General features: G+C 37.2%; 21 protein-coding genes. 8 read left to right on the top strand and 13 right to left on the bottom strand.

The annotated features are described in order from the left end of the window. Positions 1-354 precede the first annotated feature (354 nt). The 6 genes from ACE1OF_RS04805 (at position 355) to ACE1OF_RS04830 (ending at position 7,074) form a co-directional block, all read left to right on the top strand. Positions 355-795, top strand: a complete 441-nt coding sequence (locus ACE1OF_RS04805) for a hypothetical protein (protein ID WP_448893103.1) — start codon at positions 355-357, stop codon at positions 793-795. A gap of 221 nt (positions 796-1,016) precedes the next feature. Beyond that, a complete protein-coding gene (locus ACE1OF_RS04810) occupies positions 1,017-1,739 on the top strand; it encodes a response regulator (RefSeq protein WP_448893104.1) in 723 nt (240 codons plus the stop codon). A 10-nt stretch (positions 1,740-1,749) separates the two neighbouring features. Then, positions 1,750-3,117 (top strand): ATP-binding protein, encoded by a 1,368-nt coding sequence (locus ACE1OF_RS04815; RefSeq protein WP_448893105.1) that lies wholly within the window; start codon positions 1,750-1,752, stop codon positions 3,115-3,117. 170 nt (positions 3,118-3,287) lie between these two features. Further along, a complete protein-coding gene (locus ACE1OF_RS04820) occupies positions 3,288-5,003 on the top strand; it encodes a phosphoethanolamine transferase (protein ID WP_448893106.1) in 1,716 nt (571 codons plus the stop codon). 17 nt (positions 5,004-5,020) lie between these two features. Then, positions 5,021-5,410, top strand: coding sequence for a diacylglycerol kinase (locus ACE1OF_RS04825; protein WP_448893107.1), 390 nt, complete (start codon positions 5,021-5,023; stop codon positions 5,408-5,410). A gap of 134 nt (positions 5,411-5,544) precedes the next feature. Continuing rightward, positions 5,545-7,074 (top strand): ShlB/FhaC/HecB family hemolysin secretion/activation protein, encoded by a 1,530-nt coding sequence (locus tag ACE1OF_RS04830; protein ID WP_448893108.1) that lies wholly within the window; start codon positions 5,545-5,547, stop codon positions 7,072-7,074. Between the two features lie 48 nt (positions 7,075-7,122). Here the strand turns inward: ACE1OF_RS04830 and ACE1OF_RS04835 are convergent, their stop codons facing one another. The 10 genes from ACE1OF_RS04835 to ACE1OF_RS04880 all read right to left on the bottom strand — a co-directional run bounded on the left by ACE1OF_RS04835 (position 7,123) and on the right by ACE1OF_RS04880 (position 19,648). Next, positions 7,123-7,629: a Clp protease N-terminal domain-containing protein gene (locus tag ACE1OF_RS04835; RefSeq protein ID WP_448893109.1), complete on the bottom strand. Its 507-nt coding sequence runs from the start codon at positions 7,627-7,629 to the stop codon at positions 7,123-7,125. After that, the gene (locus ACE1OF_RS04840) at positions 7,622-7,861 is read right to left on the bottom strand and encodes a helix-turn-helix domain-containing protein (RefSeq protein ID WP_448893110.1); all 240 of its coding nucleotides are present in this window, start codon (positions 7,859-7,861) and stop codon (positions 7,622-7,624) included. Before ACE1OF_RS04840 ends, ACE1OF_RS04835 begins: the two co-directional genes overlap by 8 nt. Positions 7,862-8,388: 527 nt before the next feature. Next, positions 8,389-9,894, bottom strand: coding sequence for an IS66 family transposase (gene tnpC / locus ACE1OF_RS04845; protein WP_448893111.1), 1,506 nt, complete (start codon positions 9,892-9,894; stop codon positions 8,389-8,391). A gap of 85 nt (positions 9,895-9,979) precedes the next feature. Then, on the bottom strand, positions 9,980-10,330 hold the full coding sequence (gene tnpB / locus ACE1OF_RS04850) for an IS66 family insertion sequence element accessory protein TnpB (RefSeq protein ID WP_448893112.1): 351 nt from the start codon (positions 10,328-10,330) through the stop codon (positions 9,980-9,982). Next, on the bottom strand, positions 10,327-10,632 hold the full coding sequence (gene tnpA / locus ACE1OF_RS04855) for an IS66 family insertion sequence element accessory protein TnpA (RefSeq protein WP_448893113.1): 306 nt from the start codon (positions 10,630-10,632) through the stop codon (positions 10,327-10,329). The genes tnpB and tnpA overlap by 4 nt, the downstream gene beginning before the upstream one ends. A gap of 203 nt (positions 10,633-10,835) precedes the next feature. Next, a complete protein-coding gene (locus ACE1OF_RS04860) occupies positions 10,836-12,971 on the bottom strand; it encodes a TonB-dependent siderophore receptor (RefSeq protein ID WP_448893114.1) in 2,136 nt (711 codons plus the stop codon). A 313-nt stretch (positions 12,972-13,284) separates the two neighbouring features. Next, on the bottom strand, positions 13,285-16,362 hold the full coding sequence (locus tag ACE1OF_RS04865) for an efflux RND transporter permease subunit (RefSeq protein ID WP_448893115.1): 3,078 nt from the start codon (positions 16,360-16,362) through the stop codon (positions 13,285-13,287). 14 nt (positions 16,363-16,376) lie between these two features. After that, complete coding sequence (locus ACE1OF_RS04870; RefSeq protein ID WP_448893116.1) at positions 16,377-17,495, bottom strand: efflux RND transporter periplasmic adaptor subunit; 1,119 nt, start codon at positions 17,493-17,495, stop codon at positions 16,377-16,379. 156 nt (positions 17,496-17,651) lie between these two features. After that, entirely contained in the window at positions 17,652-18,917 is a 1,266-nt protein-coding gene (locus ACE1OF_RS04875) for an ABC transporter permease (protein WP_448893117.1), read from the bottom strand. After that, on the bottom strand, positions 18,917-19,648 hold the full coding sequence (locus ACE1OF_RS04880) for an ABC transporter ATP-binding protein (RefSeq protein ID WP_448893118.1): 732 nt from the start codon (positions 19,646-19,648) through the stop codon (positions 18,917-18,919). The genes ACE1OF_RS04875 and ACE1OF_RS04880 overlap by 1 nt, the downstream gene beginning before the upstream one ends. A gap of 76 nt (positions 19,649-19,724) precedes the next feature. Here ACE1OF_RS04880 and ACE1OF_RS04885 point away from each other — a divergent pair, with 76 nt between their 5' ends. Continuing rightward, positions 19,725-20,315, top strand: coding sequence for a DUF3299 domain-containing protein (locus ACE1OF_RS04885; protein ID WP_448893119.1), 591 nt, complete (start codon positions 19,725-19,727; stop codon positions 20,313-20,315). 61 nt (positions 20,316-20,376) lie between these two features. Here the strand turns inward: ACE1OF_RS04885 and ACE1OF_RS04890 are convergent, their stop codons facing one another. Together ACE1OF_RS04890 and ACE1OF_RS04895 are read right to left on the bottom strand one after the other, a co-directional pair. Then, on the bottom strand, positions 20,377-21,048 hold the full coding sequence (locus ACE1OF_RS04890) for a DUF1826 domain-containing protein (protein WP_448893120.1): 672 nt from the start codon (positions 21,046-21,048) through the stop codon (positions 20,377-20,379). Between the two features lie 44 nt (positions 21,049-21,092). After that, positions 21,093-21,488: a MerC domain-containing protein gene (locus tag ACE1OF_RS04895; protein WP_448893121.1), complete on the bottom strand. Its 396-nt coding sequence runs from the start codon at positions 21,486-21,488 to the stop codon at positions 21,093-21,095. 225 nt (positions 21,489-21,713) lie between these two features. On the opposite strand from ACE1OF_RS04895, the gene ACE1OF_RS04900 reads away from it, so the two are divergent. After that, the gene (locus tag ACE1OF_RS04900) at positions 21,714-22,727 is read left to right on the top strand and encodes a CobW family GTP-binding protein (RefSeq protein WP_448893122.1); all 1,014 of its coding nucleotides are present in this window, start codon (positions 21,714-21,716) and stop codon (positions 22,725-22,727) included. Between the two features lie 91 nt (positions 22,728-22,818). On the opposite strand, the gene ACE1OF_RS04905 is transcribed toward ACE1OF_RS04900, so the two are convergent. Further along, the coding region (locus tag ACE1OF_RS04905; protein ID WP_448893123.1) for a hypothetical protein at positions 22,819-23,125 on the bottom strand (307 nt) is incomplete at its 5' end.

Raw genomic sequence — 23,125 nt, forward strand, 5'->3', positions numbered from 1 at the left:
AGGCCATTTTATCCAATGAGTTTTAATTCATAATATATGTAAAAAATTCAAATTATTTAATTTTCTTAAAGCCCCTGTTTGTGCTAATCGAAGCAAATACATATAGACACCTGTTGCACTTAGTAAAGTTAAGCCAAGCCCAAATACTGACCAAAAGTAGCCAATAAAAATTAGGCTATCAGCGGTAATGAGTATTTTAAAAAGTGGCTAATGCTAAATTTTCTTTTTATTGAAGCAGATGAGGAAGAGATATTTAGAAAGCTGATCTTGATCGTTATGCACATCAATTATGTGCATTTGAGATTGAACTAATTTTCAACTAAATTTATCTTTTATTAAGTATAGAAATTGAACATGACTCAGATTACTACAAAAAATAAACGAGACTTTCTACATGTAGTCTCCAGTTCTGAATTAACAGCATATTCAAGTCCAATCGAAGAAACCCACTTGGTAGAGAAAGGATGTAAAGTTGAGGGAGTAAATGAGTTTGCTGATTTGATTAACTGGGACTCAGATACAATAGCAACAGTAATTAGAACAACGAAAAGCTCAATTCATAAAAACAATAATAAACGATTAAACAAACAGGTAACCGAAAATGTTCTTGAACTTGCTAAGCTATGCCAACTCGGAATTTTGTATTTTGAAGATACTTGTGCTTGGAAAAGGTGGTTAGAGACACCTAACATTCAGTTTGAATGTAAGCCTCCTTTGTGGTTTGTTGGTTCAATTCGTGGCCGTGAATTAATAAAATATGTAATTCGTAGATTGCAAAATGGTTACACTGCATAACTTAATACAGTAGTTTATGTTTTAAAATTGAGTCTTTATTGAAGTATTATTTCGTATACTCATCTTGTATCAGCTCATCTAAACTAGCGCTCATTTAATCTATGAAGATAGTAACAGAAAGAGGGCGATTTATAATAATTTTTATGCTTACGTTAGTTGTCATTCATAGTTTGAGCCTATAAGATTAATCAAACTATATCCATAAGCTACTTTTTATTTAAATGACCACAAACCCTCACATAGCAAATCTGTTAATTATAGAAGATGATGAAAAACTAGCCTTATTAACGAAAGAATATTTATCAAAAAAAGGTTTTAGCGTTAGTCACGCGGACGATGGATTTATGGGAATTAACTTAGCAAAAGAACTTAATCCAGAGTTAATTATCCTTGATCTGATGCTACCTAAAGTAGATGGGCTTACAGCTTGCCGAGAGCTAAAAAAATGGTACAGAGGTCCCCTATTAATTTTAACCGCAAGCGAGGAGGATATGGATCAGGTTGCAGCATTGGAAATGGGGGCCGATGATTATGTTTGTAAACCTATACACCCTAGGGTATTACTTGCTCGAATACGTATGTTGCTTCGTCGGTACGAACCAGAACTATCAGTAGAAGAGATAGAAAATAAATCCAACGAATTAAGTTTTGGGAAGCTCTATATTAACTTTGCTCGAAGACAAGTTTTGTATGCTGAAGATAAAATACAATTAAGTGAAAGTGAATTCGAACTGCTTTGGTTACTTGCTTCTAATCCAGAACAAACTCTTTCAAGAGAGGAAATAAACCAATGTTTAAGGGGGATCGAACATGATGGTTTAGATCGCTCTATTGATAATAAAATTGTCTCTCTTAGAAGAAAGCTTAATGACAATCAGGGGCCACCTCGGCGTATTATTACAGTGAGAGGGAAAGGGTACGTTTTTATAACGGATCAATGGTAGCAGCTTCACAATGAAAAAAAGACCTCTTAAAAAGTCTCTAATGCAATTGATTAAGTCAACAATAAATAATATTTCTAAGCCTATGTTTAGAGAATTTATTGGTATGTACTTGTCTTTAATTGCTTTATTTTTTATATATACGAACATAGCATCTCCATTATTTTTTGATATCTACCGTGACGATATTTATCAAGATCAAACCCATGATTATGCTGCGATTTATAGTTTATTAAAACGATTATACCCATTAACTTCAGAAAATCAGTGGCAGGAGCTATTAGCCGAAATAGACGGTAGTTCAAATATTCCAATTCAAACTGTAACTATTGACCAGCTTCTGCTAAGTGATGATCAATTAACATTGCTAATGAATGGGGAGTTAGTAATACCTGAATATCCACTCGATATACATTATCAATTAATCGCGCCAAATGTGGTTGCTAAAGTAGGCCCTATGGGAGATATTGATAGTGTGCAATATGCATATTTAATATATAAATTTCTCCCAATCGTTTTATTTGGTGGTTTTACGTTGCTTTGGATTATTGGCTTGCAGTTAAGGTTGTTAAGGTTAGAGCATTCCATGAGAGAATTTAGTAAAGGTCAATTTAATGCTAAAGCTTCAACAGGGCTCTGGGCGATAGGAGCTCTTAATCACGGTTTTAATCTCATGGCGATTAGATTAAAACAATATATTCAAAACCAGAAATATCTGACTAATGCTGTATCACACGAGTTTAGATCTCCTATTAGTCGCATGCGGTTCCAACTAGAGATGGCATTAGAAAGCACTAGTAGTTCTGAACGAAATCTTCATTTATTAGGTATCAGCGATAATCTCGATGAAATGGAACAGATGACACATGAAATACTCTCGTATGCAAAGCTCGAAAACGCAACTGCACCAGTCAATTTGCAGTCCGTCAATTTACATGATTGGATTATTCAACAGCATGCAATTCTATCTATGGAAACAACCATACCAATAGAATTAGCCGTGTCGAATGAAAAACACATTGTTTATATGGATCAGGTTTTGATGAGTAGGCTTGTTCGCAATCTTGTTAATAATGCAGATAAACATACTCATAGTAAAATTGTGCTGGGTGCGACTGTTAAGAATTATGAATGTCATATGTGGGTAGATGATAATGGGACAGGTATTCCAGAAGAAAAAAGACAAATTTTGTTCGAACCTTTCACTCGGTTAGATAGCAGCCGTAATAAAAAGACGGGGGGCTATGGTTTAGGATTAGCTATCGTTTCTAAGATAGCTACGCAGCATGGGGGGCATGCAAAAATTATAAATAGCCCACTTGGTGGAGCACGCTTTTTAATTTGTTGGCCTTCCAATTTAGCTAAAGTCTCTCCTGATTAAAGCATAAATATTTTCCAGTGAAGTAATTATATTACATAGTAATGGGGCATAGAATATATGCCTTTTACAGTTCCATACGTTTCATGACAAATATGGGACACTAACAAGACATAACTCCAAAAACTTAATAGGCATAATTTAATCCTGATTTTTAAATTGTTGGATTAAAAATGCTCAAAAATATACGTCAATGGGGACTAATTGATGTAAAAAAATGTATTCGTATCTTATGGGAAATCCCGCAGGAATACAGTGTTAGTTCTTCTATATATACTCTTTTCTTAGCTGGGGGGCTAATTTCTTTTTACAATGGTTCATTTTGGTATGCCACATTCAATGCAGGTTTGCCATTAAACTTTCGAACTCTAGTATTTTATTTCTCGATGTTCATCTTCTTGGTTGCTGCGCTTAACTTTTTACTTCAATTAGTTATGTACCCTTGTACACGAAAACTCTTAACTGTCTCCCTACTACTCATAGCTGTAATTGCCAGCTACTTTATGGACTCTTATGGAGTTATGTTCGATAGGAATATGATACAAAATACCTTAGAAACTGATGTATCAGAAGCAACAGAGTTACTCTCTGTGAACATGATCGTATACATACTTTTATTAGGCGTGCTTCCAGCTCTAATTATGTGTCGTATAAAAGTAATTCCTACCACATTAATGCAAGGACTCGTTAAGAAATTATACAGTATAATTATTAGCTTAGCGGTTATTGTCATAATCGCGGTCATTTTTTATCAAGACTACGCTTCCTTTTTTCGTAACAATCGGCATGTTAGGTATTTAATAAATCCTACTAACGTTATTTATGCTACTTCGACTTATTTTAGCCGTTCTTGGAAAATTCAAAACCGAGTTCTTCACCCAGTAGGTTTGGATGCAGAAAGGCCACAGAAAAACGCTAATTTAAAACCTAGTTTAACTGTACTTGTAGTAGGGGAAACTGCTAGAGCTGAAAATTTCTCATTAAATGGATACTCGCGAAATACAACGCCTAACCTTTCTTCATTGTCTGTTATTAACTTTCCTCAAATGACCTCATGTGGAACCGCTACAGCGGAATCTGTACCGTGTATGTTTTCACACTTTGCACGAAGTGAATTTAGCCAGAGCAAGGCTAAAGAACATGAAAACCTGCTTGATATACTAAAACGCGTAGGCGTTACAATTATGTGGCTTGATAATAACTCTGGTTGTAAAGGTGTATGTAAAAGAGTTGAAACAGAGCAACTAAGTAATTCTGAAAACTCAGAATGGTGTCAGGGAGGAGAGTGCTATGACGAGATTTTATTACACGCTCTTAAAAGTAAAGTAACGAATACAGATAAAGATGTATTTGTTGTATTGCACCAAAAAGGTAGTCATGGCCCTGCTTATTATAAACGTTACCCAAAGCCTTTCGAGCGCTTTAAACCAGTTTGTACTACTAACCAATTACAGCAATGTTCTCGTAAGGAAATTATTAACGCTTACGACAATACAATAGCTTATACAGACCACTTTTTGGCTGAAACTATTAAGTTTCTTGAAGTCCAATCTAAGTATTATGATACATCGATGATCTACCTCTCAGATCATGGAGAGTCACTGGGGGAAAATAACATTTACTTACATGGGACTCCCTATTTTATAGCCCCTAAAGAGCAAATTCATGTGCCTTTCTTAATGTGGTTTTCACCCTCGTATTTATCTAATAAAGGAATTGATAAAGACTGCCTTCTCAATAGAAGTCAAGCGCCTTTAAGTCAAGATTATTTATTTCACTCAATCCTTGGTTTGAACAAGATATCTACCAGCATATATCAGAAAGAGCTCGATATTTTTGAGCCTTGTCAAAGTCATTCAATTAACACAACCAGCAAAACTGAATTTTAAAATATAACAGGTGATATATGAAACAAGCTACTAACAAGCCAAACGGTAAAGGAATTAATCGTGTTCTCAAAGCTGGGCATTGCTCAATTATGGGGTTTAAGGCCGCTTTTAGATATGAATCAGCTTTTCGACAAGAATTAATGATGACAATTATTATGCTGCCATTTGCTTTTATTATAGGAGCTAACATATGGGAGTCTTTTGTATTGGTCTCTGCGTTGTTATTGGTTCTTCTGACTGAGTTAGTCAATTCAGCAATCGAAGCTGTTGTAGATAGAATTAGCCTAGAGCAGCATGTGCTCTCTGGCCGTGCAAAGGATATGGGCTCTGCAGCTGTTTTTATTTCCTTATTGATCTGTACGTTAACTTGGCTTGGCGCACTATTGTTACCAACAATGCAAAAATGATCCACTTCAGCAATTCAAACCATCAACGCATAAGCAGATTTTTAGATATGAACCTTAAAAGATCCAAAAATGTAACAATTGTTTGTTTATTCAACTGTAATATTGTTCTTGCACAGGGGACGAACGAACAGCATATGAATCAAATAGAATACTCTTTTGATAAAATACAAATTACTAGTCATGATATATTTGATGAAAGCCTACCTTCCAGTACGATTATTCATCACTTTGCTAACGCGTTACATATTAATACGCAGCAAAACACTATAAGGAAGCTCCTTCCTTTTTCAGACTCGGGAAAAGTAAGTGAAGATCAAATTAAAGAAGCAGAACGTATCCTCAATAAAACTAATTACCTTAGAAAGGCGACTATTAAACACTCCGAGATATGTCTCAAGAGTTGCAATCAGGTTCTAGAAGTTGATACATGGGATACTTGGAGTCTTCTTCCTACCGTAAGTTTTGGAAGGCAAGCGGGTGAAAATAAGTTTGCAATAGGTTTTAAAGACGATAATTTGCTTGGACTAGGAATAAGTTCATCGGTTAATTACAGACATAGACCTGAAAGGAATGGTTATGGCGCTGAGTTTAATCTTCCTTTAAGTTGGCCTGTGCGAAGTGAGTTCACAACCAACTTAGCTAATAATAGTGATGGAAAAATACGATTTTTTGAATTCAAAAAGCCTTTTCACTATCTTGATGATCCATATCAATATAGGCTTAATAACATGGAGCAAGAGCAGGTAGATGTTATAAATCAAAGTGGAGAAACATGGACTGAATTTAATCATAAAACAATATCTCAATTTATTTCTACAGGTTGGTCGATTAATAAATGGAATCGAAAGGCTCTTCGTTGGGGGATCACGTTTGAAAAACAAAATCATATATTTAATGCTATAGATAAAACAATTGAGAACACTCTGCCTGAAGATTATGGTTTCGATGCGGCAGGAATTACCTTAGAGTATTTTGATAGTGACTTTCAAATGTTATCAAATGTCAATTTAATTAATTACAGAGAAGACTTTAATCTTGGGTGGCATATTAAGGCACATATTCAACGAGATATTACTGTTCATAACAATTTTGAAGAATCGGGCGAGCATGCACAATTTTCTTTAACGAAGGGTTGGCAGTGGGGCAATTACTTAGCTCTATTCAATATAAATAGTCAACATTATTGGCGAAATGGTAATGATAATTGGCATAACACGCGATATAGTGCTGAAATTCATAATACAATTAATTTATACTGGAGTAGTTTTCATCTATTTCAGCAAGTATTTTCGAGTAACCAGTGGGAATATGAACCAACCGCCTTGGGAGGAAATTCAGGTGTGAGAGGCTATCCCAAAGATTTTCGTCATGGTGATAACTATTGGTCTCTTACAAATGAGATCAGATATAACCCTCATATTAATTACTTTCAAATGTTCAATTTAAGCTGGGCTGCATTTGCTGATAGCGGTAATACTTGGGGGGGGAACTATCATAACAACTCCAACGAAAGTACATTACATAGTATAGGAGTTGGTGCTAGATTATTTTCTTCCCACTCGAGTCAGAAGAATGTAGTGCACTTTGATTTTATCGTTCCACTATCCAATGAAAAGGGTGTCAAACAGCTAGAGTGGAGAGTTCAAGTAAAACACCGCCTATAATGTCGCCTTGAATAGATTTTCATTTTTCCTTAAAGAACTCCTTTTTCCCTATGGTAGAAGGAGTTCATCTTTAGCGGCTTTGGATAGTAACTCTCTATCAATCCCTAAATGTTCAAAAGCCCTTGTCACAACTCCATACTCTATTGTTGCTGCTGCTATTAATACATGGGCACTTTGGAGATGATGACTTTTATCAACTTTCTTCAGCTCATAAAGGCTATTTATTAAATATTGGCCAGACGGTTTTGATTTTAGTATGGTTCTATTTGATTTTATAGGTTCTAGTTTTGTATCAAAAGCATCATCACAAAGACCTATTTTAGTGAGCGCTTCTTTGTATTGTGCTGTTATCGCATTCTTAAATATATTGGCGTCGACACCAAACTTTGCAAGTGCTCTTTTAGCTGTCCCATCTTCCAGACAAAGTGCAGAAAGAACGAAGTGTTCAGCTCCGGGTTTCTCTTCTCCCATGATATTGGCTTGTTTTTCAGCTCCGGGGATTAATTTTCCCAGAGTTTTTATATCTTTAAAATATAACTTAAGGCGTTTAAACATCGTTATTTCCTTTCCGATTCAATGAGTTTTTAATGTATGCAGCATGTCGCTTATGAGCAGCTTGTTTTGAAATCCCTAGTGCTGTAGCAATTTGAGACCAGCTCCAACCTTGGGCTACAGCTTCGTTAACAGCTTTTCTTTCTAGTTGATCTGCCATATGTCGTAGAGCAACAACAGCCGCAAGAGCATCTTCTGGGTTACTTGGTGGTGGAAGTGATTTTATATATATCATTCGTCAATACTAATTGACGAATGATAGCTTGTCAATACAAGTTGACGATTGTTTGTTGTTCATAATACAAAGATATTTAAAAGTTTATCAAGCTTTCACATCTTTACTTCGAATATCGAAAGGTACAAAGACTTATTGCTTCAAATTGAGGTTCGTAAGCTATAAGCGGAGCACAATGCTCCGATGGTTCAGATACATAAAGCTTATATTGCTTGAAATTGTTATTCATAAGATATTAGCAGAGCACAATGCTCCGTTGGTTGCAAACAGGGTGCTTTCATAAATCATATTTAGCCGAAGTACAGTAAACGTCGGCTAAACCACACCTAAATTTTTTATTGAGCATTATTTGCAATGCGCTATTTTTATCCTACACTTATGTTGTTGGCAACAACACAAGTCAGGATGACTTGTATGGACGCTTTAGGGATTAAGTTTGGCAGCATGAAGCCGCTTAAGGACGATTGAAACAGGGAATGTTGTTCACGGATGATTTCCCCTGTATATCTGCCAATTAATCGTTATTTTTATTTGATTTCTTCTGCATTAATACTTTTAAGCTTAATATGCCAAGGTAGTAGTTGCTCAACATCACAATTGTGCTTACTCAGTGCTTCAAGACAATGTGCGATGTAATCAAACGGGGTTAAGCCATTGGCTTTCGCTGTTTCAATCATTGAGTACAGTATCGCACTGGCTTTTGCGCCGTTGGCTGTATTGGCGAACAACCAATTTTTTCTACCAATAACAAACGGCTTTATTGCTCTTTCTGCACGGTTATTGTCAATACTCAAGTGACCGTCTTCAAGATAGCGAATAAGTTTATGCCATTGATTTTGGCAATAACCGAGAGCTTGACCTAACGCGGTTTTTGGCACCACATTGGCTTTACTCAACCACTGTTCAAACTTCTCTAGCAGCGGCTTGGCTTTTTCCTGACGTACTTGATATTTTTCTTGTTCCGTTTTATTTTTTAGACTTGCTTCTATCCGATACAGTTTTTGTATCATACTCAGCGCCATATCAGCTTTACCCGTTTTCCCTTTAGGTTGAGCAGTTTGCGCTTCAATGAATTTACGACGCGCGTGTGCCCAACAACCCGCCAGTTTTGCGGATGTTTTTTCATACCCCACGTAACCATCGACTTGCAGGTAGCCTGTAAAACCGTCAAGGTAATCCACCGCACACTGGCCAGCCCTACCTGATTGGTAATCATAAAGTACAATGTTAGGTATCACACCCTGAGTGAGTGAATCACTGCCCGTGCAATATAGCCACATGTAACTTTTGGCTTTATCTTCTTTAATCACCTTAAGTGGCGTTTCATCCGCCTGAATAACACATTGTTGTAATAGTATTTCCTGCAACCGTTCATAAAGTGGTTTGAATAAGTGGCTGCTTTTTACCATCCAATCCGCCATGGTTTGTCGGCTTAATTGAACACCATATTGCTTAAACAGGCTTTCTTGACGATACAGTGGTAGTGCATACTGGTATTTGCTGGTAATGATTTGACTCAACAAGGTAGCTGTGGCGATACCTTTGGGGATTGGGCTAGGCGGTACGGGTGCAATGACTACGTTTGTGGTGGTGTTTTCTTTTTCACACGTACGACAACTGTATTTTAACCGTACATGTTCAATCACTTTAACTTGTGCTGGAATGAATTCAAGTTTTTCGCTACGTTCATCGCCCATTTGATGTAATTCATTACCGCAACACGCACACGTTTTATCTTCAATATCATGCACAATGACTTCACGCGGTAGGTCTTTGGGTAAAGGTTTACGTTTAGGCTTTTTCTTAACGGTTACGGTGCTAACTTCTTCTTGTGCTTCAACATCATCAAGCGTCACTTCAGCTTCGTTAAATAAATCACCTTGGGCTGGATGTGCTTCACTGCTCGCGCCAAAACGTTGCTGCTGTGCAAGGCGAAATTGCTCTTCAAGGAACATTAGCCTTGCCGCTTGTTTAGCGAGTAGTTTTTTTAGTAAAACCGGATCATCCGGTAGTGAATCAATCTCTTCAATCATGCTTTTATTTTATCAATAAAGAGCGTTAAGCACTTGGCTTTATTAAGATTATTTAGTGATCGATAAAGGCTGTTATGGTCTCACGTTATAAGGCAACGGATTCATAACTAACCGCTTGATGACCAAGCACATCAAAGCCATCAAACAACCAATGCAATTGTTGCTCAGACAAATTCAATGACTTAGTACTAAGCTTAGTTGGCCATTTGAATTTATCTTTTTCAAGGCGCTTGTACCATAAAGCGAAGCCTGTTTTATCCCAATACAGCACTTTAAGTTTATCGCGCCCTTTGTTGCAAAATACATACACACAGCCATTGAGTGGTGACAACTGCATTTGTTGTTCAACGATGGCGGCTAAACCATTGATGGATTTTCTAAAGTCGACAAAGTCACGGTACAGAAAAACATCAGGAACCTTGGTAAACATCTTCATAAACGCAGCTCATTGATTAACGAAGCTAAATAGGAGGGTGATGTTTGCGAAGGAAAAGATAACTCAGCTTTACCCATCGTTAATCGTATTGGTTTGACTTGTGTGGCGACTTCAACTGTTTGTGAAACACTCGCTTTGATAAAGGTATGCTCATCTTTAACTAATGAAGCTAATTCACTTTTACGTTGGTAAAAAGTTGATGGTGATATTTTTTGTTGAAGACAAAATTGCTTAATGGTTAAGGTGCTTTGAGCTTGTTGTCGAATAATGGCCGACCATTTCTGTTGAGTATTAACTTGCATTTTACTTTCTCCTTTTTGAATTGGGAGAAAGCTTAATGGTAAGTAGTCGTTAATGTTAGGTGTGGTTTAACCGACGCTTACCAAATACAAACCAAACATACCGAAATACCCAACTAGAAAATGTACCAAAAGGCAAAGGCTCTGCCGCTTCAGATATCCGAAAATGCCAAATTTTAAATACATCAAATAGTTAACGACTTACTTTAAAAGGTATAAGTGAGTTGAGCAATAACACTACGTGGGCTACCCGGAAAGTGACCATTACGCTCACTAAAACCGCTTACTGCATATTCTTTATCCAAAAGATTATTTACATTTACGCTTAATAATAGGTTGTCCCATGTGGTTGTCCAACTCATATCAAATACTGTAAACGGTTTCACTATTTGACCATCTAAACTGTATTGTTTACTAACGTAATTTAAACCAAAAGCGATAGAGGAATCTATAGATTCAATAGCGTATCTAGACCACAAACCTGCTTGATGTTTTGGTGCATTAGTAAATTTACTGCCATCACCAAAAGTATTAGTTATCGAATCTCCTGTAACACCTTTAATGACAATAGTATCGTTATACGCATAGTTCGCGGTAATCGTTAAATTATCATTAATATCGCCAACTAATGTGGTTTCAAAGCCTTTACTTTCTACTTCACCTAAATTAATTAATTCAGGTATTCCTACATCACCTGCATTTTCATCAGGATTAGACATTACTACATTTTGTTTATTTATACGATATGCAGCAAAGGTACTCATTATTTTTCCATCTAGCCAAAATTTTTTCATACCAATTTCAGACTGCTTGCCCGTTTCAGGCTCTAAAAGACCTTCTCCGATAACATCAGCTTGGTCGCCTGAAGAAACAGGATTAAAGCTTTCTGAATAATTAATATAAAAAGATAGGTTCTTTTGTGGTTGATACGTTAATGCAACTCTCGGCGTAACGCCTGAATCAGAATAACTATAACCAGAATCTTGGTTTCTTTCTTCAAAATGGTCGTAACGTAATCCTGCAATAAATACCCATTGACTATTAATTTTCATAACATCTTGTACATAAAAACCATAACGTTTAGTATCTAAAGCGTCACTTTTCTGAGGCGTTAATGTGTAAGTTAATGGATCTGTAATACCATAATTTAAAGTGAAAATATTCAAATTAGCAACGCCGTCATCTTCATACCTAGCCCGCAGATAATCATATTCTGTTTCAACTTTGTGTATATCTGTACCAAATAACAGTTGGTGCTCAATACCACTGCTTTCAATTGAGTAAACAAAATCAGCAGTTAAACTACTTTCTTTATTTGCTCTGTATTGTTTACGGTATTCACGACGAATTATTTGGTCATCAACATTTTCAACACCATCATTATCTGCATCTACCCAACTACGAGACTCATGATAGGCTTGATCACGCTCATTATCTAAATAACGTAGTGTGGTATTAACATAAAAATCATCGGTAAAATAATGCGTTAAGTTGGCCTGTAATACTAAAGCGGTCATATCCTGATAATCGAATTTTTCATTAGCGTTATATGAAGGATCAACAATGAAATTACCTTCATCATCTACGGGAACACCACGTAATCGATTACCACCGAGATCTTGTTTTATCCAATCAATCGTTGTAGTTAGCTCGGTAGCATCACTTAAATTAAAAATTAAGCCACCAACTATTTCAGTATTTTTAGCATCCGCATTATTTCTAAAGCTATCTTCTTGCTCATAAAACCCTCCTAGCCGATAAGCAATATCCTCAGACACGCCGCCAGTCATATCTAATGAAGCGCCAGAAGTAGCATAATCACCAATAGTTAATTTCAATTCCCGTTTTTCATTAAAGCTAGGTTTTTTAGTGACATAATTAATCATACCTCCTGGCTCACCACCACCATATAAAGCTGATGCAGGACCTTTCAGTACTTCAACCCTACTTACATTAAAAAGCTGTGGTACACCAAAACCTGAGTAAGGATCTCCTCTAACGCCATCATAAAACACATTCGCATCATCACGAAAGCCACGAAAAGTAACACCGGAGTAACTGAATTCACTTACCCCGGCAATAGAACGATAAAGGTCGGTAATATCTCGTGCCGCTTGGTCAATAATAAGTTGCTCGCTCAACACTTGCGCTGATTGAGGTAGTTCAATTAAAGAAAGGTCTGTTTTAGTACCAATTTTGCTTTCTGTTTCTAAATAAAATTGTTGCGCACGACCAACAACTTCAATAGTTTCAATTTTTTCACTCGTTTGTGCTGATAAATTTTCTGAAATAATAATGGTAGAAACAGCTAACAGAACCGACATTTTTTCTTTTGTAAACATCCAACCTTCCTAAAATAGAACAAACCAAAAACAAATAATAACAATAATGATAATGGTTATCACTAAATATATAGATTAATAATAGGATATCAATGGCCGGTAAACTCAGGGCAAGGCGCTTGATTAAGCAATAGCAGGCTTATGTGGATTGAGAGCAACACCCCCATGAGTATTTTAACCAGCACAAGTGGCAATAATTTAGTGAAATTGGTATTAACAACCATAATTTTTAAACTATGGCCGTTAAGTATTAAATAATCACTTTATAATCTTCAAGTAATGGAACATCATTATAGCAAACGTCATTTGCTCTTTAATGCTGATACTCTGCTTTTAAATGCAATGCTTTACTGTGATCTTTTGCTAAAAGCATATAGACCGAAGGTAATACGTAGAGTGTAAGTATGGTACCAATAGCCATGCCACAAACTAATACTAAACCAATAGCATTACGAGCGCCTGCACCTGCGCCGTCGGCAAATATCAGCGGAGTATGCCCCGCAATAGTCGCTATGCTAGTCATCATAACTGGCCGTAAGCGAATAATTGACGCTTGTTGTACCGCCTCTAATTTTGATTTTCCTTGTTCTTGCAATTTATTAGCAAACTCCACTACCAATATACCGTTACGGGCAATAAGACCTACTAAGGTTACCAAGCCGACTTGTGAATAGATATTCAGGGTAGTAGTCCAGCCGTCTGTCCAATAAGGCATAGGCGCAGGAATTTTTAAAAAAGTAAAAACCATGGCACCAAATAAGGCTAGGGGTACCGAACCACCTAAGATCACTAAAGGGTCACGAAAGCTATTAAACTGCGCTGCCAAGACTAAAAATATCATAGTAATAGCCATTAAAAAGGCGGGTAAGAAAGAGTTTCCTTCCAAACGTAACTGCCGTGACTGACCCGTATAATCAATACCATAACCTTGCGGCATAATCTTACGTGCTTCAGTTTCCATATAGGTCAACGCAGCGTCTAACGAGGTAGTCGGTTGACCACTAATTTTTACCGAGTTCATTTGTTGTGTACGGTTAAGACTACGAGGTACAGTATTAACTTCAATTTCAGCGATATCGGCAACACGAATCATATTACCACCTAAGCCAGTAACATACAGATCTTTGATATCATTAGGGTTAAGTCTGGCTTTACGTTTTACTTGCGGGATAACTTTATAACTGTAACCCTCCATATTAAAACGGTTAACATAATTACCACCCAACAATACCGCCAAATCACGGGTAATGGTTTGCATATCCAATCCCAACTCTGCAACTTTATCTCGATTAATTTTTAACCGAGCATCAGGCTGGTCAATTTTTAAATCAATCATTGGCGGAAAAGCGAACATTCCACTTTCCATTGCTTTATTCACAAGAATCTGCGAAATCTCAAATATTTGTTCAGGTTCCGCTTGTGAGGTTAATACAAATTCGAATGGAAAGCTTCCGCCGCCAGGTAATGCTGGTGGTGTAAGTGGGAAGATCCTCACCCCACTAATACCAGCCAGCTTTTGTTGTACTTCTGGCAAAATTTCAAACACACTGCGTTCACGCTGGTCCCAAGGTTTAACCACCATGCCAGAAAACCCACCACTAGGAAACGTGAGTAAGAAGGTAAAATCGGTTTCTTCAATACTTTGATAGGCATCATTGGCTTGATCAACATAAAACACCGATTGATCAATTGTGCTGTTGGCTGGTGCCTCGGTAATACCAAAAATAACACCTTGATCTTCATTAGGAGCCAATTCTGTGGGTGACATTGTGTACATTACCACAGCCAAAATAGCAACAACCACCCAAAATAAATACACCGCAGGACGATTTTGCAAACTACCCGTTAAAGTACGGCTATAAAAATGTTGAAATTTGTCAAAAATTGGCCCTAATGGCGCTTGAACCTTTTTATGGGTTTTAAGCCAACGAGAACCCAACATAGGTGATAATGTTAAGGCAACTATGGCTGAAATACTCACGGCTCCCGCTAAGGTTAGGGCAAATTCACGAAACAAAGTGCCCGTTAAACCACCTTGAAAACCAATGGGTACATATACCGACACTAAAGTCACTGTCATGGCAATAATAGGTCCGCCTAATTCTCGCGCACCTAACAGTGCTGCCTGAATAGGTGTTTTGCCCTCTTCGATGTGCCGTTCAATATTTTCCACCATAACAATGGCATCATCTACCACAAGGCCCACACTGAGAACAATAGCCAGTAAAGTCAGCAAATTTAAGGTAAAGCCAAACATTTGCATTAAAAACAGCGCACCAATCAAAGATAAAGGAATGGCAAAGACTGGAATAAGTACAGAGCGACTAAAACCTAAGAATAAGAAAATCACGATAATGATGATGATCAGGGTCTCAGTCAGCGTTTTTATCACTTCTTCAATGGCAGTTTCAATGTATTCTGTTGAATCGTAAGATACAAGTGCGTCTAACCCACTGGGTAGTTTCTCGCGAATTGCTGCCATTTCGTCCCGTACTGCCTTCATAACATCTAAGGCATTTGCTGTGGGCATTACCCACACGCCCATAAACACCGCGGTTTGTCCTGAGTAACTCACATCAGTGTTATAATCTTCAGCACCTAACTCTACATCAGCCACATCAATAAGGCGTATTATACCTTGCGTCGTGCGTCTAATAATAAGTTGCTGAAAATCCTCAACTGAATTTAAATCGGTGTCGGCACTTAAGTTAACTTGAGTTAACATACCACGGGTTTGACCCAAGGTTGCTTGCACATTATTGGCTGCCAAAGCCTGACTCAACTCAGTGGGTGTTACATTCATCGCTTCCATGGCTTGAGGTTTGAGCCAAATACGCATAGCAAAAACGCGCCCACCTAGGGTTTCAGCTTTTTGCACACCATCTATAGCGGCTAAGCGGGGTTGAATGGTACGAAGTAAATAATCTGTAATTTGATTTTGTGATAATATGTCAGAAGTAAAACTCAAGTAAGCAGCGGCAAATTCACTGTCAGCAGAAATGATACTCAAGGCGGGTACTTCGGCTTCTGGCGGTAGCTCTCCTCTAACTGAATTAACCTTGGCATTGATTTCTGACATGGCTCTAATTGGATCAAAGTTCAATTTTAAGTGAATTTTAATATCAGAAAAGCCCAAAGAGGAGCTTGACTCTACATAGTCAATCCCTTCAGCGGAAGCAACGGCACGTTCCAGTGGGCTAGTGATAAAACCTTTAACCAGTTCCGCACTAGCACCAATATATGCGGTTTGAATATTAATTACTGACACATCGCTTTTAGGGTATTGACGAACAGTCAAGTTAGAGGCGGCTTGAAATCCAGCCAGCAATATTAAAATACTGATAACAATAGAAACGACAGGTCGTTTAATAAATAGATCGGTGAAGTTCATAGTAGTGTATATACTCAGGAATCAGTTGGTTGAGGGGTGAGACTACGTGCGGGTTCAGCATTCTTACTTGTCACTACAGACATGCCGTTAAATAATTTAAATGCGCCTGCACTGACTACTTGCTGTCCAGCTTGCAAACCTTCTTCAACCGCAACAAAATCACCTCGGGTACTACCAAGTTTTACAAACTGCTGCCTTACGGTAGCTGGTTTACTCTCTTCACTCTTCTCAATGACAAATACCGTGTCGCCGTACGGGGCATAAAGCACCGCCGTATTAGGAATTACCAATACCTGTTGTTCATCAGGCAAGGTTACTTCCAACTCCACTGACATACCAGGTAATAGGGTATGCAAAGAGTTATCAATTTGGGCTTGCACATGTAAATTACGGGTTTGGCTATTAATTTCAGCAGCAGTGGCAATGATTTCACCACTGACACTATCATTTGGTTTAGTACCAACAACCACTGAATAACCAGATTTGATTTTGTTTACCCATTGCTGTGGAACGCGAAAGTTAACCCGTAATTGTTCAACTGATTGTAACGTCACTACTTCAGTACCTTTGGGCAAATCTTGTCCCAAATAGACTTTACGTATACCTAGCCGACCATTAAAAGGAGCAACAATACGTTTTTTTGCTAAGGTTATGTTCAGATCGTCCACTTGACCTTGGGTTGTATCAACTATTTGTGCCGCTTCATCCAAGGCACTTTGTGATACCGATTGCTTTTCGCGAAGTGAATGCAAACGTTGCAAATTATTTTTAGCCAAAACCAATCGTGCCAAAGAAGCCCGTAATTGCGCTTTTTCATTGCCTGACTCTTGTTCAATTAATAAATCACCAGCTTTTACTATTTGCCCCGAATCAAAATGGATCTTGGCAATGCGACCATCGACTTCAGCGGTAACAGTTAATCCTTGCCAGGCTTCGAGTGAACCAACGGCCGTCAGGGTATTTGGCCAGATTTGTTGTTCTACTATACTAAGACTAACCGTTTCAGGTGGTTGAGCATAAGCAGCACCACTATCGATCATAAAACCAATTTGTTTTGCTTTTATACCACCAATGACAACAATGATAACAACTAATAAAGCCACTGAAAATAAGATGGCAACTCTACGAGACATGACAATTCCTTTTAAAGACTAAACGTGTTTGGGTAAAAACGTACTAACTGTATATACATCCATACAAAAAATAAAGCCTTAAATTGTTAAAATTTGTATTTTATTAGATTAGTTCTTAATTATTTTTAAGCAACTACATTTTTACAAAACTGTCATCTATCCCCCACACAGCTGAGAATGCAATGCTTTTTTATATGCCTCAATTCCTGGTATCAATGCTGTCACAATGGTAGCCCCCAGAATAATTACCGATAACATGAAGGCGTCTGTAGTGAATAAGCTTTGATTTAAAAACAAACCATATTCGGCAGTTAACCACGGGTCTAACATTGTTAGTAATAATGAAACCAACATCAACGAGCAAATTAAAGCCAAACCGTTAATAATTAATGCTTCTAAAATAATTAGCGACACTATCAGTTTGGGAGACGCTCCTAATATTCGAAACACCGTAATTTCTTTTTGTCTTTCGTTCATGGTAGCTAACAGCATAGTGGTCAAACCAAATAATGAGGCTAACAAAACCAAGAAACCAATAATTTGTAGTACTTTTTCAATGTTACCCATCAGCCCCCATAATTGATTCATTACTACCCCAGGCAATATGGCCATTAATCTATCTTTTTGGTAATTATTTATTTGTCGCTGCAAGGTAAAAATGGAAAATTTATTATGTAAGCCTAATAACACTGCAGTAATCTTTTTAGTTGAATGTTCATCTTCATGAACATGTGCTTGCCCATAATCGTGCTTATGAGGCTCTTCTACTCGTTCTTTTAATTGCTCGCGAGGTAAATGAATCGCTTCAATAGCAGCTAAATTAACATGTACCGTTTTATCAATAGGGGTGCCCGTTGCACCAATAATTCCACTTACGGTAAAAGGGGATTTATTATGATGAATAAAACTTGTGTGCCCTAAACCATGGGACAATACAATATTATCACCTAGTTGATACCCTAAAGATTTAGCGACATCAGCGCCAAGAACGGCATCAAAATGACCTTCAAAAATATGGCCTTTTGTCAAAATAATGGGTTGCTTATTAGCAAATTCATAATGCTGAAAATAATCACTGTTGGTGCCCATGACTCGAAAGCCTTGATGAGAATCACCTAAACTAATAGGCACAGCCCAAGCAACTGACGGATTAGACTTGAGCATAGTGAAACTATCATAGTCAATATTATTGGTGGGGCTACCCATTCTGAAAATTGAATACAAAAGTAAATTCAACTCACCGCTTGGTGCACCTACAATTAAGTCAACCCCCGATATAGTGCGATTAAAACTTTCTTTCGCTTGTAAACGAATATGCTCAACACTGAGCAACATACTGATACTCACCAGTAAAGATAAAAAAGTCAGAAAAACAGTTTTACGGCGACTCACTAAACTGCGCCATGTAATCGAAATCAGCATTAGCACTCCTCCTGCTGCACAACGACATCACACAAAGAAGACATTGGGGTATGTACTGAAAAAAAACGTTTTAATTCAAGATCATGACTAACAAAAATCATAGTGGTGTTATTAGCCTGACACATAGCTATTAATAGGGTCATAAAAGCTGCTTTGGCGGTATTGTCTAATGCAGAAGTGGGTTCATCTATTAATAATAATTTTGGTAAATTGATAAAAGCCCGCATAATAGCGACTCGCTGCTGTTGCCCTACACTTAACTTTACCACTTGAGTATCTAATATTGTGCTTGGCAGTCTTAATACCGCCATTAATTGTTTAATCGATTCAGACATTTTCTGCTTAGATGATTTAGCCAAATACACCGCTAATTCAATATTTTGAGCCACGCTCAGATAGGGAATAAGATTAAACTGTTGAAACACCACCCCTATATTTTCAGCGCGAAATCGGTCACGTTTACTATTTGACAGCTCACTCATTTCAGTACCAAATAAATTAACACTACCTTGTTGAGGCGTCAAAATGCCAGACAACAAATTTAACAGTGTGGATTTTCCAGAGCCTGAATCACCATACAGAAAAACTTGTTGCCCTATTTCAACTGACCAATGATTAAAACGTAAACACTGATTTTGGCACTTACCATAGGCATGCACCAAATTGTGTAATTCAATCGCAATGGGTTTATTACCACTGCGCAATGGTTGATTATTGTTGTTAGTTGTCATAAATACACTATTTAAGTGGTATCGAATATAACTGTTATGTTATAACAATTATATCTATTGGTTATACAGGTTAACGATGAAAAATAATCCTTTTTTTGCCCTTTGGTATATTTCCATCACGTTTTTTTTACTACACTTTGCTATGCCTACTTATGCGGCAAAAGATTCAACCTATCAAGAAATTGAATGGGTACAATTGATGCCAAACGATGATCTAGCCGCATTGCTTAATCCTCCTGATTATTTATCTAACATTGAAGATGGCAGCGTTCAGGATTCTATCGAGGCACTGTCTAATGCACTATCCGATTCACCCACAACAAACGATACTACCCGTCGCTTTCAACAAGCATTAACATCTGTGCGCGTCATTAAAGCATTTAACAATAAAGCGATAAGGATCCCAGGCTACATGGTGCCTCTTGCCTCTGATGAACGACAAAATGTAACTGAATTCTTTATCGTTCCTTATTTCGGCGCCTGTTTACATATGCCGCCGCCTCCTCCTAATCAAATGATATTTGGTAAAATTGCCGAAGGATTTAAACTTACAGGATTAACAGAGGCTTTTTGGTTTGAAGGCACCATACATATTGAAACTACTGACACCGAAACAGGCACATCAGCTTACGGTATGACCATAAACAATATTCATATTTTTGAATAACCATTCCGTGATATGAAAAGCACTATCAAAAACTACTCATAGTAAGGCTCAATAAGCCTTACTACAGTATATCTAATGTCATTAACAATCGTTTTTCGCCCGAACAATATGGGGGCGAACGGTGCACAACCGCAGTGTTTTCATTACCTATCCATGCAGAGCCTTTTAACAAAGCAACATCACCCGCGGTCATGTTTTCTATGAGTGCATCAGTTGGATAAAGACCAGATTCACTATCATCAAGCCCTTGGTTTCCGGAACCTAATTTACTTCTGTCTATGTTGTTATTATCTAGCCACTGTGTACCTTGTCCAGAAAAAGTAGTTACTAGTCGACAAGGTACTCGGTCAATATGAAATCGAGGGCACATAGGTAAGTCAAGAAGTCGAATACGAAACCCCACTTGCTCAAGATCAAACAAAGTACAAAACATATCAATCAATTGACTGGTATTACTGATAAAAGCATCACCTAAAATAGTAGTGCGCAACTCGTCTCGAATATCTTCTTCAATATGCTGCGCTCTAATAAAAGCAGAGCGTTCAAGGTGTGATGCAGTATTAATAAACCTAGTAACATCAGCTTTAACTTCGCTAGTCAAATTACGCTGCCACAATGCCACATTCACTGATTCATCATAAATATTGGTGAAAATACTAGGCTCATCTGAAGAAACCGAACCTCTAATAAGGTTACGGCTAATTTGCTCTTTTAAAACAGCTTGTGACTGCATACATTACTCCAATCTAAACGTTAAAATACGATTTGCTTGTTTTACTATTGGCATTGACTTCGTAGCTTGCGGCTTTTAAAGTTTTTAATATGGCCATATGCCACTAAAATAGACCCAAAAACAGATGCTATTACTTCACCTTTGTCACCCAAAACAGCGTGACCTAAAAACGCGGTTAGTACTAAAATACTTATGCCAATAGATGTAACTAGCACCACAAACAAATTTCGATGATGAAAATACCCAGACACCAAGGCAAATGCACTTATTGGGATCACTACATACAATAACCAAGTGTGAAAACGCTCATCACTAAAAAACGTAATACTGGTTAAAGTAGGCAATATAATTAAAATAATCGGCAATACTAAACAATGGATCATGCACACCGTAGACAAAGTAATAGCTAAACGATCGGCTGTATTCAGTAAAACTTTCAAAACCTTAACTCCAGATAACATTGATAAAATAACGACGGAAAAATAAGAAACCACACCCTAATTGTTATAATATAACACAATACACCAATTGTTACACTATAACATTATAAGGAAAACGTATTACTTCTGGTTATCTCAATGGTATGTTAGTGTTTCATCAATAAGATGATGGGCTAGATGGCTAACATATCACAAATCATTATGAACAAGTTTAACGAGAGCCGAATGCAAAAAATTGAACAAGTACCCACAAATATTATTACTGGTGCCCTAGGTGTGGGTAAAACTACACTCATCCAATCTTTGCTAAAACAAAAACCTAGTAATGAACGTTGGGCGGTTCTAATCAATGAATTTGGTGAAATTGGCGTTGACGGCGCATTACTCGCCAATTCAGAAAACAAGAGTATTTTTATCCATGAAGTACCTGGCGGATGCATGTGTTGCACCTCTGGTGTACCAATGCAAATAGCATTAAACCTTTTGTTAAAAAAAGCTAAACCTCATAGATTATTAATAGAACCAACTGGCTTAGGACATCCTAAAGAAGTACTACACACACTCACTGAAGCACACTATAAAAATGTGTTAGATGTACGCGCTACCTTAGCTCTAATTGATATTCGCAAACTAGCAGATAAACGTTGGAGAGCTCATAAACCCTTCCAAGAACAACTAGAAATAGCCGACCATATAGTAGTAACTAAGTCAGACTTATACCAAGAAGATTTAATGCCTCAACTCACAGATTATTTAAATGAAGTTGGCGTAGAAAACATACCAATAAGTTATGCTAAAAATGGTAAAATTGTCCCACAATTACTGCTTACTAAATCAAAATATCAACGACCAAGTGGTCTGCATACTCACTCACTCCCACCTTCTAAAAATCATATGCATACAATAACAGCACCAGAAACTGACTGTATTAAAGTAGAAAACAGTACTGAAGGTTATTACTCATACGGTTGGATTTGCGCACCAACAAAAATTTTTGACTTAAAAACGGTTATGAATACCTTAACACCGTTAAGAGTAGAACGCTTGAAAGCAGTACTGATTACTGAACAGGGTGTACTCACATGTAACTTAAGTGATGGTTGTTTATCCGTAGATAAAACAGCGTTAGATAAGGTCGCAGATTCAAGATTAGAGTTTATTAGTCATGACCAAACACTCGCCGAAGAAACTTGCTTAACACTTGAGCTTGAATTTAACTTGCTAGAAAATGACTCATAAAAAGCTTTACTGAGAAAAACCTCACTAATACCAATCTCACTAACTATGTGATCATTTCTACTTGCTAAAACCACCAACTACATAGTTATTATTATTCTTTTAACCTTAATATAGATTTTAATTGTTCATCGTTGAGTAACTCATTTAAAATATTTATTGAAGGTTCTTCAAATGGATGTTCTTGAAATAATTTTGTGTGATATGTCTCTTTAATATTATCTAAATCATCAGACTTTTGAACTAAGTTATCCTGTATTTTAGTTATGAAATTGCTATTGAATTCTAATTTATCTGGATTTACATATCCTACTTTAATAAAACCTTTGGTTTTTTTGCTACATGAGCAGGGATTACTTTTGTTTACTAAGCTGCATTTATTATTCATGAAGTTGAATAAT

The sequence above is a fragment of the Colwellia sp. E150_009 genome (assembly GCF_053543955.1).

Coding starts and splice junctions, on each gene's coding strand:
- ACE1OF_RS04805 (WP_448893103.1), top strand. CDS start 355: ATGACTCAGATTACTACAAAAAATAAACGAGACTTTCTACATGTAGTC.
- ACE1OF_RS04810 (WP_448893104.1), top strand. CDS start 1,017: ATGACCACAAACCCTCACATAGCAAATCTGTTAATTATAGAAGATGAT.
- ACE1OF_RS04815 (WP_448893105.1), top strand. CDS start 1,750: ATGAAAAAAAGACCTCTTAAAAAGTCTCTAATGCAATTGATTAAGTCA.
- ACE1OF_RS04820 (WP_448893106.1), top strand. CDS start 3,288: ATGCTCAAAAATATACGTCAATGGGGACTAATTGATGTAAAAAAATGT.
- ACE1OF_RS04825 (WP_448893107.1), top strand. CDS start 5,021: ATGAAACAAGCTACTAACAAGCCAAACGGTAAAGGAATTAATCGTGTT.
- ACE1OF_RS04830 (WP_448893108.1), top strand. CDS start 5,545: ATGAATCAAATAGAATACTCTTTTGATAAAATACAAATTACTAGTCAT.
- ACE1OF_RS04835 (WP_448893109.1), bottom strand. CDS start 7,629: ATGTTTAAACGCCTTAAGTTATATTTTAAAGATATAAAAACTCTGGGA.
- ACE1OF_RS04840 (WP_448893110.1), bottom strand. CDS start 7,861: ATGATATATATAAAATCACTTCCACCACCAAGTAACCCAGAAGATGCT.
- tnpC (WP_448893111.1), bottom strand. CDS start 9,894: ATGATTGAAGAGATTGATTCACTACCGGATGATCCGGTTTTACTAAAA.
- tnpB (WP_448893112.1), bottom strand. CDS start 10,330: ATGAAGATGTTTACCAAGGTTCCTGATGTTTTTCTGTACCGTGACTTT.
- tnpA (WP_448893113.1), bottom strand. CDS start 10,632: ATGCAAGTTAATACTCAACAGAAATGGTCGGCCATTATTCGACAACAA.
- ACE1OF_RS04860 (WP_448893114.1), bottom strand. CDS start 12,971: ATGTTTACAAAAGAAAAAATGTCGGTTCTGTTAGCTGTTTCTACCATT.
- ACE1OF_RS04865 (WP_448893115.1), bottom strand. CDS start 16,362: ATGAACTTCACCGATCTATTTATTAAACGACCTGTCGTTTCTATTGTT.
- ACE1OF_RS04870 (WP_448893116.1), bottom strand. CDS start 17,495: ATGTCTCGTAGAGTTGCCATCTTATTTTCAGTGGCTTTATTAGTTGTT.
- ACE1OF_RS04875 (WP_448893117.1), bottom strand. CDS start 18,917: ATGCTGATTTCGATTACATGGCGCAGTTTAGTGAGTCGCCGTAAAACT.
- ACE1OF_RS04880 (WP_448893118.1), bottom strand. CDS start 19,648: ATGACAACTAACAACAATAATCAACCATTGCGCAGTGGTAATAAACCC.
- ACE1OF_RS04885 (WP_448893119.1), top strand. CDS start 19,725: ATGAAAAATAATCCTTTTTTTGCCCTTTGGTATATTTCCATCACGTTT.
- ACE1OF_RS04890 (WP_448893120.1), bottom strand. CDS start 21,048: ATGCAGTCACAAGCTGTTTTAAAAGAGCAAATTAGCCGTAACCTTATT.
- ACE1OF_RS04900 (WP_448893122.1), top strand. CDS start 21,714: ATGCAAAAAATTGAACAAGTACCCACAAATATTATTACTGGTGCCCTA.